Annotated in this window: 14 protein-coding genes; 3 read left to right on the forward strand and 11 right to left on the reverse strand. The window is 35.6% G+C overall.

All coding sequences use genetic code 11. The features are described 5' to 3' along the window. Positions 1-33: 33 nt before the first annotated feature. From R3O62_RS18500 to R3O62_RS18515, 4 genes are read right to left on the reverse strand one after another with little or no spacing between them, the layout of a single operon-like run. Complete coding sequence (locus tag R3O62_RS18500; RefSeq protein ID WP_005807256.1) at positions 34-327, reverse strand: helix-turn-helix domain-containing protein; 294 nt, start codon at positions 325-327, stop codon at positions 34-36. A gap of 58 nt (positions 328-385) precedes the next feature. After that, the gene (locus R3O62_RS18505; protein ID WP_005807259.1) at positions 386-688 is read right to left on the reverse strand and encodes a DUF3876 domain-containing protein; all 303 of its coding nucleotides are present in this window, start codon (positions 686-688) and stop codon (positions 386-388) included. A 14-nt stretch (positions 689-702) separates the two neighbouring features. Next, positions 703-1,005 carry a helix-turn-helix domain-containing protein gene (locus R3O62_RS18510; protein WP_005807261.1) on the reverse strand — a complete coding sequence of 101 codons (303 nt, stop codon included), beginning with the start codon at positions 1,003-1,005 and terminating at the stop codon, positions 703-705. Beyond that, positions 1,002-1,301, reverse strand: coding sequence for a DUF3408 domain-containing protein (locus R3O62_RS18515; protein ID WP_005807263.1), 300 nt, complete (start codon positions 1,299-1,301; stop codon positions 1,002-1,004). Before R3O62_RS18515 ends, R3O62_RS18510 begins: the two co-directional genes overlap by 4 nt. A gap of 489 nt (positions 1,302-1,790) precedes the next feature. Here R3O62_RS18515 and mobA point away from each other — a divergent pair, with 489 nt between their 5' ends. Next, positions 1,791-2,240, forward strand: coding sequence for a conjugal transfer protein MobA (gene mobA, locus R3O62_RS18520; RefSeq protein WP_005807265.1), 450 nt, complete (start codon positions 1,791-1,793; stop codon positions 2,238-2,240). A 68-nt stretch (positions 2,241-2,308) separates the two neighbouring features. Here the strand turns inward: mobA and R3O62_RS18525 are convergent, their stop codons facing one another. The 3 genes from R3O62_RS18525 to R3O62_RS18535 form a co-directional block, all read right to left on the reverse strand. Further along, on the reverse strand, positions 2,309-2,626 hold the full coding sequence (locus R3O62_RS18525; RefSeq protein ID WP_005807266.1) for a helix-turn-helix domain-containing protein: 318 nt from the start codon (positions 2,624-2,626) through the stop codon (positions 2,309-2,311). A 156-nt stretch (positions 2,627-2,782) separates the two neighbouring features. After that, complete coding sequence (locus R3O62_RS18530) at positions 2,783-3,424, reverse strand: RteC domain-containing protein (protein WP_005807270.1); 642 nt, start codon at positions 3,422-3,424, stop codon at positions 2,783-2,785. A gap of 31 nt (positions 3,425-3,455) precedes the next feature. After that, positions 3,456-3,947: a hypothetical protein gene (locus R3O62_RS18535; RefSeq protein ID WP_032537994.1), complete on the reverse strand. Its 492-nt coding sequence runs from the start codon at positions 3,945-3,947 to the stop codon at positions 3,456-3,458. Positions 3,948-4,101: 154 nt separating this feature from the next. Here R3O62_RS18535 and R3O62_RS18540 point away from each other — a divergent pair, with 154 nt between their 5' ends. After that, the gene (locus R3O62_RS18540; protein WP_005807273.1) at positions 4,102-4,869 is read left to right on the forward strand and encodes a LuxR C-terminal-related transcriptional regulator; all 768 of its coding nucleotides are present in this window, start codon (positions 4,102-4,104) and stop codon (positions 4,867-4,869) included. Positions 4,870-4,890: 21 nt separating this feature from the next. Continuing rightward, positions 4,891-5,253: a hypothetical protein gene (locus R3O62_RS18545; protein WP_005807277.1), complete on the forward strand. Its 363-nt coding sequence runs from the start codon at positions 4,891-4,893 to the stop codon at positions 5,251-5,253. A gap of 310 nt (positions 5,254-5,563) precedes the next feature. Here the strand turns inward: R3O62_RS18545 and R3O62_RS18550 are convergent, their stop codons facing one another. The 4 genes from R3O62_RS18550 to R3O62_RS18565 form a co-directional block, all read right to left on the reverse strand. Continuing rightward, positions 5,564-6,298, reverse strand: a complete 735-nt coding sequence (locus tag R3O62_RS18550) for a hypothetical protein (RefSeq protein WP_005807279.1) — start codon at positions 6,296-6,298, stop codon at positions 5,564-5,566. Positions 6,299-6,304: 6 nt separating this feature from the next. Beyond that, complete coding sequence (locus R3O62_RS18555) at positions 6,305-7,480, reverse strand: zinc ribbon domain-containing protein (RefSeq protein ID WP_005807281.1); 1,176 nt, start codon at positions 7,478-7,480, stop codon at positions 6,305-6,307. Positions 7,481-8,217: 737 nt separating this feature from the next. Next, positions 8,218-10,293: a DUF262 and DUF1524 domain-containing protein gene (locus tag R3O62_RS18560; RefSeq protein ID WP_005807282.1), complete on the reverse strand. Its 2,076-nt coding sequence runs from the start codon at positions 10,291-10,293 to the stop codon at positions 8,218-8,220. Between the two features lie 954 nt (positions 10,294-11,247). Next, positions 11,248-11,655, reverse strand: a complete 408-nt coding sequence (locus R3O62_RS18565) for a pyridoxamine 5'-phosphate oxidase family protein (protein ID WP_005780089.1) — start codon at positions 11,653-11,655, stop codon at positions 11,248-11,250. Between the last annotated feature and the right edge of the window lie 205 nt (positions 11,656-11,860).

Raw genomic sequence — 11,860 nt, forward strand, 5'->3', positions numbered from 1 at the left:
TTCGGAAAAAATGTGTTTTTTAAGGATGGTAGGTCATTCCTGCCGTTCCTTGTTGTAGTAGGCCTGCAAAAGCCGTTCTATATCGCTTTGACGGTAGATTATTTTGCCTTTTATCTGAATGTACGGGATAACGCCCGTATCTCTCCATTCTTGCAGCGTGCGGATGCTTACTTTTAAATATTTGGATGCTTCCCGGTTGCTTAGAAACTTTTCACCGTTCAAATTCGGTCTACTTTCCTTTGCCAGTTTACCGATACCATCTAACATTCTTTCCATAGCCTGAAAGAAATCCTTAATTATCTCACTGTTGCCGTTTATCAGTTCCATATTACCATATCGTTTTATTGATTTATAATTGGTTTGAATGATTGACATACATCATCTGTCAGTTACGCAAATACTCGCCATAATAAGAAATAGAAAGGCAGTCTTTTACCCTGTCATAGCCGATATAAAGCCGTTTAAAGGCTGAAACGATGAAGTAACGGCTATCTTCCTTTTGTATCTCGTAAACGGCTGGTTTCGCCTGTCCGTTATCCGATACATGAAGCATCGAAAGGAGATACTTTTTTCCACTTTGGTATATCATCACCGTAGGATGAAGATTTATACTTTCCCATATTCCGACAATGGCAGACAAGTTGAATGACTGCTTCATTTCCGTATTATTTTCTTCTTTCTTTTCCATAAGACCATCTTTATTTATTTTTTTGATATATGATTTGTTTTCTTGTTTTCCGTACATTCAGCAATCAATCTTTGTATGTCGGCAGATTTATAGTACAGTTTGTTACCGATTTGGGAGTAACCCAGTTTGCCACTGTCCCGGTAGTTCTGCAAACTTCGGATGCTGATACCGAGTAGGGCGCACACTTCACGACCTGACAGCCATTTGTCCGGCTGGTGGGTATTCTCTTTGCAAATCCGTTCCACCTGACTGACGAAACCAGAGAATCGCCCGCACACCTGTTTAAAAGTCTGTTCCTCAATAGTTACGATATTCATACGTCTTTCTCTTTTGGCTGGTTGAATATTCCTTTTTGCATTTCTTCCCGGTAGAGAGCCGAAAGAACATCATTGTGTATATTCAAATGTTCTTCTAGTACGTTATCAATGAAATTTCCGATGCTTACCTGTTTGCCCGTAATCACTCCTACAATCTGCGTGATACGTTTTTGTATTTCTCCGCTTATGTACACACTTTGACGGTTGCAAACTGACCGTTTTTTAAGGAACACCGATTTATAGTTTTCCCGTTCCTTGCTTGCTGTTTCCTGTAATGATTGTTTTTCTTTTTCCATGCCTTCAAATTTTAATGGTTTATAAATAGGTTGATTGATTTTGAGACCGATTGAAAGGAAGCAAGCCCGTTTTATAGCAATGTTACCATGTCTTTAAACAGCTTTCAAGCATGGTTTAAACTATATTCAGACCTTGTTTGACTGTCTTATATATTGCCACCATTCAATCAATTTTCAGCAAAAGAAGGGGTAAAAACAGATGCTTTTAAAAATGGGGTTACTTTGTCCGTTTCTGTCCCCATTTGGCATAATAGGGCATATTTCAGGGGTAAATTGCTGTCTGTAATTTTGTAACCGACAAACAGACATAGGAGGAAGCCAAACCGCTTGCTTTTGCAATCTGACCATAGGGAAGATTTTTGTTATCACATGATAACAGCAAGTTGTGTTTTGAGGTCCGCACTTCGCTTTTTGTGCCTCAAAACCTTGCCACCTTAAAAGGTGGTTGGTTTTACTCCAAAGTCGTAAAACCAGTAAATAATTATCATTATGGAACAGAAAAAGAAGCCATTTAACAAAGGTGGGCGCAAGCCCAAACTTGACCCACGAACACACCGCTATTCTCTTAATTTGGACGATGTGGAGAACGCCAAGTTCTTAGCCTTTTACGACCAGTCAGGGTACAAGGTAAAGGCGCATTTCATTAAGAACTGTATTTTCGGGAAATCGTTTAAGGTGCTTAGGATTGATAAAAGCAAGGTAGATTATTACATCCAACTCTCCCAACTGTTTTCACAATTCAGGAGCATAGGCATACTGTATAACCAAACGGTGAAAGAACTGCATTCCAATTTTGCGGAAAAGAAAGCACTTGCCTTGCTTTACAAACTGGAACAGTACACTGTTGAACTGGTAAAGACGAACCAGCAGATTATTGCGCTTACCAAACGGTTTGAAGCATCTTATAAGGAAGAGGGGATTATATCAGCAGGGAAGTAATACAGGCTTGCCAAAAGAAAAAACATCCCGGAACTGCCACGTGTACAGCTCCGGGATGAATTTCACTCTTACTTATTCGCTCCGTGTTCTTTCTCGAACTTTCGGAGCGTACCCACATCGAACCGTTCCTTTATGAACTTTCGCACATCGGAAGCCCGATAGTAGGCTTTTCCGCTAATCATCATAAAGGGCAGCAGTTTCTTGCTTCTTAATCTCTGTAATGTCCGGGTACTGACTTTGAACAACAGGCATAAATCCTGATTATCCAAAAGTTTGTCATTCGGCATTACTTCTGGGTTGGTTTGCAAACTCTTTACATCTTTGCCTACTTCTTCCAGTTTATCAAGTAGCTTTTGCATCCAGTCCTCGTAACTATTTACATACATATTGCTTCATTTTTCAGGTTATACACTAATGCTTACCAATCGATTGATGAAGCAAAGTTCGGAAAAGGGAAGCAAAGAAAATGGGGGAATGGTACACCTAATCCCCCATAAATAATTTGTAGTACGCTGATTATCAGTATAACAGAAAATTCCTTTTTACAAATGGTTATAACCATTATCTCTACTCTTTTTTATGATAGCAACTTTCAAACTATCTAAAAATTCTGTTATTTTAGTAGGTTTCCTTTTGATAACCGCAATTTCTTTTTTGTATATATCTCCAAAATTAATGTTGAACATCTTTTCAAAAATCCGGGCAACATCACTTAAAAAGATGTCCTTGTTATCAATCCGAACTATTCCATCTTTGATGTAAAAAATACCACAAACCAATTCCATTATATCTACGATTTTAATAACCTCATTGTTTAAGTAGAATGGAGATTTCCAATCAGATTCTATATTGATGAAAAATTTTGGATATTCCATTTGGCGATAGATTAGTTCTTGTTCCATATTTATTAAAGACAAGAGTTTATCAAGATATATAATTTTCAGTTTACTATTTTCAGTAGGAGAAGTTTCTTCTAATGCTTTTATTGTTCCGAAATCTATATAACTCATATTTAATTGCCTGATACGTATTTTATTATCATGCCCTCTATTGAGATAATCGAATAAATCTTCAACAAATTCAAGATATGCAGAAGTTATTTCTTCTATTACAGCTTTTTCCTTTTGGCAAGGATGCTTTAGCAATTTATATATTTGCTTTTCTGTTAAATCCCATTTTGGCATAATCTTTCTTAGAAGACAATATGTAATTGTTTTATAAGTTTTTTGCTATCTTCTGCCATTTTTTCTGCCTATGCTTATAAAATTTAAGCGTCCACCAAGCGGCAAGAGCTGTTAAACCACCTGCATATAAATCGACCATATCTGTATATCTTGTTACATTAGGAGAAACATCTTCCATGTTGATATAATGATTCCATATAGTCACCTTTTTATTATACTCATTTGTTACTATCTCTCCTGTGCTTTTATCCATTTTGATTACGTTTATTGTATGTTTTCCTACTGGAATAAATCCATGTAGGAACATTTTAAAGCAAAAAGATTTTCCTTCTTTCCAAGTAGGAGAAGTATTATCATAAGATATAAAACTGGCTTTTGGCTTACAAATTTCTCTTAAGGTATCAATATCCTGAATTTTACACCAAATATTTTCCCTGTTAGCTTCAAACTCAGAAGTAACAACTACTCTCCGTCCTATAACCTCTTTTCCGCTACGTGTCATTAAACAAATTTTCTTTATCATACTACATGAATTAAAATATTAAACATCTATTTATCTTATACTTATACTGATTTCATTATCTTTGTGCAAAGATAGAAGCAATAGGTTCTAAAGACAATAGTCATTTATAATGAGGTTGCTTTCAAATATCTAATAATTAGACATTTACCAAAATATGATAATTGAGGAAATTGAGAAGCAAATAATAAACTTACTTCCGACATCAAACATACTACTTGATGAGGTAGACTATTCCATTCTCGAAGAAAGGAAAAAAGACTGGAAAAAACTCTCGGAAGTTACGCATAGTATTGTGTTGGCGTTTGATTGCTACACTAACAAATTCGTATTTGTTTCTGATAACATTCCTGAATTATATGGGCTTGATTCCCATAGATTTTTTATAGACGGGCATCAGCCAGTAGTAGAGGTTATACATCCGGATGATATATACTACGGATTACTTGTAAGAAAGAAAATCTATTCAATATTGAGTTCGTTCTCCAATGAAGAAAAAATGAACTATAAAGCCATTCATGAAATGCGGGTGAGAAATCTACGAGGTGAATATATCCGTATAATAGAGCAGGAACAGATTGTTGAGTTAGATAAGTCAGGCAATGTTTGGCTTATGTTATCGGTTATTGATGTTGACGCAAGCCACGAACCAGAAATTATTAAAAGCCACCTATATAACTTTAAAACTGGAGAACAGATTTTTATAGATTTATCTGATACATTGGATGAACCTTTAACAAATAGAGAGTTGGAGGTTTTGCGTTTGATGAAGCAAGGCTTGTTAAGTAAAGAGATAGCAAACACTTTGAAAGTTAGCATCAATACGGTGAATACTCATAGACAAAATATATTGCAAAAGCTAAAAGCCAATAATTCGATTGAGGCTGTAAATTTTGCTCAAAGGTTAGGTTTATTCAATAAGTAAATATCATATAATAGTAATAAAATGGAAAATAAAAATCTCACCATAGTAGATTTGTTTATAGATATTCTGTCTAAAAATAAAGATATACAATCGCAAAACATGGGAAAACGTTTAAAAGTTTTCATTCGCATTCCTGAATGCGCTGAATTTTTAAATGTTATTATTATTAATGCAATGGGATATAAATCTCAAATAAAATCTACAACAGTAGATAAAGCTGTTGAATGTATAATTAAACAGTCTAATATTAGCGTAGATGAAGATAATTCCCTTGATGAACATCAAAAACAGCAAATTAAGAAAGATAATGAAAGCATATTAAGAATGTGTGCAGACATCACCAAGAATAAGCTAAAGGAAACTGAACAACTTATTGAAGATTAGTTTGCCTAAAAGCAGAATTACATTCTAAATATTACTATATTTGCACCAACTCAAACAACCACCGCAACACCAAGCAATCTAAAGAATTGCACACGTGGGGTTATTAGTGGAAGAAAGAATTAAAAGCTTGCTAAATATTGAGTAAGTGAGGAATAGAATTAAGGCTCATCTTCCGTACGCACCCCCAAAACCAAGCCCTACGGTTTTTAGAATAAATCCTCACATTTACGCTTTGCGCAGTATTTCCGCTAAAAGTATTGCTTTTACTATTTCCAGAGTAAAGCGGGTATATTAAATAAAAAAAGAAAAATCATTTTCGACTGGGGTAATCTATTAAATGGACAAGCTCTTCAATAACAATTCTTAAGTCATATTTTAATTTTTCCATTTCAGTTTTTTTAGCACTAAAACGCCTATTATGGGCACTTAAATCTCCGTATTTTTTTATGTTAGGTAAACTTTGTTGAGTGTTTCTACTTAAGTTCCATTTTTTCTCTGATTGTAATTTGTCAATTAAATCTGAGAGATATAAAAAATAACCATCTTTATTTTTTATTTTTTCGGATATTCCTTCAAATTCAAATAATTCTATTACCAAAGTTTCTATTAATTTCCGCATCATAACAAGAGATGCGTCATATAATCCATAGTCATAACAAAGTATTGCTTGACTTGCAATGTTTTGAATATATCCACGAGTGTCGATTAATAATTCTGTAGGAAAAAGGTTATTGGAAGGAACCGTTTTTTTAGGTAATCCTATCTTTACATTTATTTCTTCTCGAAGTTTTCGTTGTAAAGTATAACTCCCATTTTTATTCTTTATAAAAATACTATTTTTCCCCTTTGATTTAGTCGATAAAAATGAAGGTATGTTTGAATATGGAGATATTTGTGCCATTTGAAAACAGTTATCTATATCTTTAGGGAAGAAAGACTCCTTTTTCTGAATGTCAATAATATAGTATCCAAAAAAACAAATTAACTGAGACGCAGAAGTATTACCTAGTTCAGGGATTTGCTCTAAAAAAATATCAAAAGCCATTTACTGTTATTTTTTCATATCGTGTTCTACATAATTTTCTCCAATGACAGATACAAAGATATTTCCCATATCAGAAGATTCAATCCAACCTTTATTCTTTTTTGTATCTACAATACTTTGATATAAATTTTTTGGAACCTTCTGCCCGACTTCCTTATAACATGTATACAAACACTCTATGCTTATCGGTTTTTCATTGAGTATTTTCTCTAAATAATAAACAAATAATAGGTTGTGTTCAAAATTATTTTTTGGAGAATGCTCTTTGCAAAAATCAATTAGGCTTTTTTTGTCTTTAGGTTTTAGATTTAATGATTGAACAATCTGATAGGTGAGTAATTTTTTCTGAGATTTTGTTTTGTTCAAATCTTTATTTTCATCTTTTATTTGGACATTCTTTTTCCCGTTACTTTTTAGCTCCCAACCATTAGGAATACTCTCATCTTCAAATTCTGAGAGGATTTTTTCTGCCCTTTCCTTCCCTTCAGGTCTTAATTCCAAATATGTTTGATTATTTTCGATTAAATTTGGATTCTTAGATAAAAATACTCGGATAGTAGCATCCAGTAAGTTTGCTTTTTCAAGCAATGTGTTAAGTTCACTTCTTTGTACCTCTGATGAACCAAAAACTTCTTTATAATAAAGAAACAACAATGTTATACGCCCAATAAAGTCCGACTTAGAAGAGGCTTTGATCCGGGGATCATAAATGGAGATATCACCATCTTTGTTTTTAAAAATTTTATTCAGCACAGGGCTATTATCTCTAGTCTCTTTTGTCTTTTTAATCTTATTTTCAGGAGTCGTTTCCTGTAATTCAATGCTTTCTGCATCTTCAATATAATCTATATTAGACTTGTTACTGTGTGCAGTAAGAGACCTACTTGTATCATATTTATTTAACGGAAGTAATTGAGCGAATGTTTCAACCACATTACCTGCAACAGTGTCAGTAAAGGATGCTTTAAAAGATTTACCATTCTCGTTTTCAGTAAATTCTATATTATTGACAGCGGCGTTTGTGTTGTCTTTATTTTGCACAGGCTTTCCACATGAAATACAAATGGAAGAATCTTTATACAAAATGGAATTACATTCAAAACAGACAATTTGCTTCAAGCATTTGGGGCAAAATTTGGCATGTTCCGGCAATTCTAAATTACAGTATATACATTTGATCATAACATTGAGTTTTTAAGACTTACTTGCAAAAGTAATGAAAATATTGGAATGAAACGATATAATACTGATTTTTAGCAAAGTTATCCCAGCTTTCGACACCATTCAATACTTAAATCCATATTTTGATTATAATGTGATTTCTCGGAAAGTATATTTTTAATAAAACGTTGATTGCACCATCCACATATATCTTTTCGTCATGTTAATATCCTAGCAGCCAATATTTTTCTATATTTTCAATACTCATACCGTTTAGGAAGCAAACGGAGGTGGCATATAATAACCCTCTTCGATTATCTTCTTCATTTTGTATCTACTATATAGCAATTTCATTTTTTAATTGTATCTTTGCCCTAACTCAAACAACCACCGCAACACCAAGCAATCTAAAGAATTGCACACGTGGGGTTATTAGTGGGAGAAAGAATTAAGAACTTGCTAAGATATTGAGTACGTGAAGAATAAATCTAAGGTTCATCTTCCGTACGCACCGCAGATATTAATAATAATTTTATATAATCCTCTGTTTTATCAAAGAAAACAGAGGATTTTTAGTATATCTATCAAAATACAGAATTAAAAGCACCAAAGCCTTCCTTATTGCATTCAAAAACCGACACGACTAATACAAAAGCAAACCACCTATCCGGAAATTAAAAAATAACTTTTGCCCAACATATTTAAATACATGCCGAACAAAAGTTATTCATAGCAGACTACATCACGCACAAAAACAATCAGTTCGCTTCCATTTGCTTATCAAACGCTTGTTGAATCAACTCCATGATATCATCCAATTCATTCATATTCGAAATACCGACTTCTACATCGCCATTGCCCCATCGTCCCAAGTTGGATACATCTTTGCACAAACCTTTTGGATCAAGTATATCTGCAAATGCTACATTTAGAGAAAGACGCAACCGGGATTTCTGAGGCACGACATCCACAAAATTAGTATAAGCCTTAAAGGCAATATACAACTTCTTGAGTTCCTCCTTTACGGAAGGATCTATATTCATGATCCTTCTGCGCAAAGCCTGAAACAGAGTAAGTATGTCCCCTTTCAGATATTCATAGTGCTCCAACGTATACTCTGCAGAATCTCTCTCCGCAGATCTATAAACTTCGAGTGTCTCCGGCGATAATAACGGAAATCTCCATATTTCTTTAGCTTTCTCAGCCAATTGCCCTGCACGCACAAGTATCTGCTCTTCGTTCCACGAACTGATTTTCCTCAGATATGAATTGAGGCGAATAGGAGAATCGTCGAAACCTCCCTCCATACTCTTCTTTTCTTGGAACGGACGATCACTCAATTCCGAATTATAACCAGTCAGAGTCAGATTACCAAGTGTGTGTAAATATTTACCCTGGACTTCTACCCAACCTTCCCCTAACATTTCTTGCCACTCGTGTGATAGATTAGGATTTTGGGGCATGACATGCTCGATGGTATAATCAGAAATATTCACCATCTCCTTACGCTGAAAATTTTCCAACCGATTTAAAAGGTAGTTCCTGTTACGGAAATTATAAACATCTTTGGTTTGTAGGAAAGTAGTGAACTCCGTATCGTTCGGAAAGCGCTTATAACTATCCAGCAATAGGAATGCAGCTTTCAGGCCATCCATATAATTCGCTTTATCGAATGACTTATAGAGAGTAGCGAACGTCTTATTCAGGCTATTTGTCGGTATGCCGCAAATGGCGCGTCTGAACACATAATTCTCAACCAGACAAAGAGCTTCGTAGAACTCGTCCCTACTGATAACTTCGTTGACATAATCGTTGTACAACGGTAATAAAAACGGGTAACTAACGTCAACCCTCAACTGGCTGATGCGTTTGAAAGCCCCGCAAAGCTGCTTATCCGGCTCTTTGTGAAGCACCATGTTGACGTAATATCCGGAATAAGTATAAATGTCTTTGACTACTTCGCTGATCGTATCGGGAGCTTTACCCCCTATCACATAGGCCTTGAAAGCATCGTACACCATATCGATACGAGGAATGGTGCCTGTCTTCACTGATAAGTAATCGCGCATGAAGCTATTAAACAGCGCCGCATATTCACTACCATATCCTTGTTCCATAGGATACCAATAAGATTCATAAAGTGAGGTCTGCAAGTGAACTTCTTGTCCCATCAGCACGTAATTGCGAATCAAGTCGGCTTGTGATAGATCAAGTCCCGTACTGTTCATACTTTCAAATATCAATTGTGGGTTGTCCTTCTCCTTTTCAAGAGCCACATCCACAACAAACAGTCGCTGTACCCCGCTATAAATAGCTACCACATTCTCCTTGTTTATCTTACTTTTAAAGAAGTCATAGTTTTCAATGATGCGTTGTGACATCCCCTCGGACTGAGGAATCCCCTTCAATAAATTTATATAGGTATCTTTATCTCTGCGGGTCAGCAGAAGTTTATACCGCAATTCATTATCTTCTTCCGGGTTAATCAGATAATAGTTCTGAAGTTTAGTGAAGCTGGTATCTATCTCTACTGCATTCTCTTTTATAAAATCGGCAATAGCCGCTATCAGCAAAGAGACGGTGGTCAAGCGCTGCTGTCCATCAATAACCAGAAGTTTAGGCACATCGGACACTGTATGTATACTCTCCTGAAAATAAACGATAGAACCGATAAAGTGCCCCTGCACGGCAGAATCGTTGCTAATACGCAAAATATCATTCAACAATTGATTGCATTGAACCAGTTGCCAACTGTATGTACGCTGATAAATGGGAATCACAAACTGTCGTGGTCCCTTTATGATGCTTAAAAGATTATTGGAAGATGCTTTCATAGATTATGCTTATTTTACAATAACAAAAGTATTCTTTTTCCCGATTATAAGAGAATAAAATAGGAAAATTATCAATAGTTTCCTGTTTTTGTCCGTTCATTGACCAATAATATTTCTCACTACCTTTGATTGAACATAATAGAGACAGAGCTTAATGATTGTCCACAATTTAACAAGGGAGTTAGTTTCCATGATAAAACTACAAAATTTAAAAAGGAACTTAAAACTCTGATTAAAACACGGGACAAGTGCACGAAGGACTTGAGAATCTTCTTGTTCGTAGACGATATTAATCGATACTCTGAGAAGAAAATCATCCAATCGATCGATTCTTAACTCAGAATATTCTATTACCGATATTTAATAGCAAAGAATTTACTAATCAATCAGTATAATAAGATACATCGAGAGAATATCTGGATCAGCAGCAAATATTTACGTCACTTAATCGAATTGTTAGTACTGGTCAGTAAAACTAAGGATGTATCTTTTGTCATCAGGCAAAAAGAGGAAACACAGGGAAATACGGTTGAAACATATTCCATCACTTTACTAAAAGATATCCATGTGAACCGAACAAACTACGCGATTCTATTGAATGTGCCCGATACACGGTTATAGCCTATTGAGAGCCGGCCATAGACTTGGGAAAATACATATAACTCGAAAAAAATACATTTTTTTTTGCTCACTCCTGAACAAAATTGATTTCTTCTGCGTTTATAATTATGCAAATCGGCCTGAAGCGCTTTATGCCTATGGGAATATCCATAATAGTCGCACCGTATGCCTCCCCGGCATAGACAGGTAAGATTGCATAGTAGTTTTGTCGTGTTTTATTTTGTGTTTGTGTTGTGACGGTGCTGCGATGTGAATCGAAGTACCGTTTTTTTGTACCTACCTCTCAGAAGCTAAAAGATTTACCATAAAAGAAGCAGAATACAGAGTAACGGGTTAAATGTTCCGATGGACGAATTGTCCGTCGATCCAGAACGTGGCATGCTCAGAACGGAACTTCAGTAAAACGTATTCCGGATCAGTCGGTCCCTTTGGAAAATGGGCGATAAACCAGTCTTGCCAATACTTCTGTTTGAGTCCGGCATCTGTCACTACCTCCACTTCACCCGTCAGGGCAACGCTATTCCCTTGTTCGTAGAAACAAAGACCCGCTTTCGGGTTGCTCCGGAAATCTTTCGTTTTCACAGAATGTTCTCCGGTTGCCATCCAAATCTCAGAAATACCTTCCGAAGCAATCTTGCTCAAAGGGACAGGGCGGGGATATCCCTCTTGATTGACTGAACTGAGTATTACCGTTTCACAACCTTGCAGCAAATCTGCTGCTCTTTCGTTTAATGACTTCATTGTATATGATATTTAGATTGATAATCCCTGCAAATATAAGCTTGCCCACCTACCCCGGCGTTGTAAAAAAACGACTTTTACAGAATAAGAAGCAGACTAAATTTCTTACAGACATAGTTTATTTTACGCTCGCGATACAATGCCTGTACCCGAAACTAAATCCGAAACGCTTTTCTAAAGGAGATTTCCTTTATCACCCAACCGA

It is taken from the genome of Bacteroides hominis, assembly GCF_033042785.2.
Classification (GTDB): domain Bacteria; phylum Bacteroidota; class Bacteroidia; order Bacteroidales; family Bacteroidaceae; genus Bacteroides; species Bacteroides hominis.

What these genes read in the sequence shown, in the direction of transcription:
- R3O62_RS18535 (WP_032537994.1), bottom strand. Translation starts at nt 3,947, where the DNA reads ATGATAAAGAAAATTTGTTTAATGACACGTAGCGGAAAAGAGGTTATA.
- R3O62_RS18515 (WP_005807263.1), bottom strand. Translation starts at nt 1,301, where the DNA reads ATGGAAAAAGAAAAACAATCATTACAGGAAACAGCAAGCAAGGAACGG.
- R3O62_RS18540 (WP_005807273.1), top strand. Translation starts at nt 4,102, where the DNA reads ATGATAATTGAGGAAATTGAGAAGCAAATAATAAACTTACTTCCGACA.
- R3O62_RS18505 (WP_005807259.1), bottom strand. Translation starts at nt 688, where the DNA reads ATGGAAAAGAAAGAAGAAAATAATACGGAAATGAAGCAGTCATTCAAC.
- R3O62_RS18565 (WP_005780089.1), bottom strand. Translation starts at nt 11,655, where the DNA reads ATGAAGTCATTAAACGAAAGAGCAGCAGATTTGCTGCAAGGTTGTGAA.
- mobA (WP_005807265.1), top strand. Translation starts at nt 1,791, where the DNA reads ATGGAACAGAAAAAGAAGCCATTTAACAAAGGTGGGCGCAAGCCCAAA.
- R3O62_RS18560 (WP_005807282.1), bottom strand. Translation starts at nt 10,293, where the DNA reads ATGAAAGCATCTTCCAATAATCTTTTAAGCATCATAAAGGGACCACGA.
- R3O62_RS18550 (WP_005807279.1), bottom strand. Translation starts at nt 6,298, where the DNA reads ATGGCTTTTGATATTTTTTTAGAGCAAATCCCTGAACTAGGTAATACT.
- R3O62_RS18555 (WP_005807281.1), bottom strand. Translation starts at nt 7,480, where the DNA reads ATGATCAAATGTATATACTGTAATTTAGAATTGCCGGAACATGCCAAA.
- R3O62_RS18510 (WP_005807261.1), bottom strand. Translation starts at nt 1,005, where the DNA reads ATGAATATCGTAACTATTGAGGAACAGACTTTTAAACAGGTGTGCGGG.
- R3O62_RS18500 (WP_005807256.1), bottom strand. Translation starts at nt 327, where the DNA reads ATGGAACTGATAAACGGCAACAGTGAGATAATTAAGGATTTCTTTCAG.
- R3O62_RS18530 (WP_005807270.1), bottom strand. Translation starts at nt 3,424, where the DNA reads ATGCCAAAATGGGATTTAACAGAAAAGCAAATATATAAATTGCTAAAG.
- R3O62_RS18525 (WP_005807266.1), bottom strand. Translation starts at nt 2,626, where the DNA reads ATGTATGTAAATAGTTACGAGGACTGGATGCAAAAGCTACTTGATAAA.
- R3O62_RS18545 (WP_005807277.1), top strand. Translation starts at nt 4,891, where the DNA reads ATGGAAAATAAAAATCTCACCATAGTAGATTTGTTTATAGATATTCTG.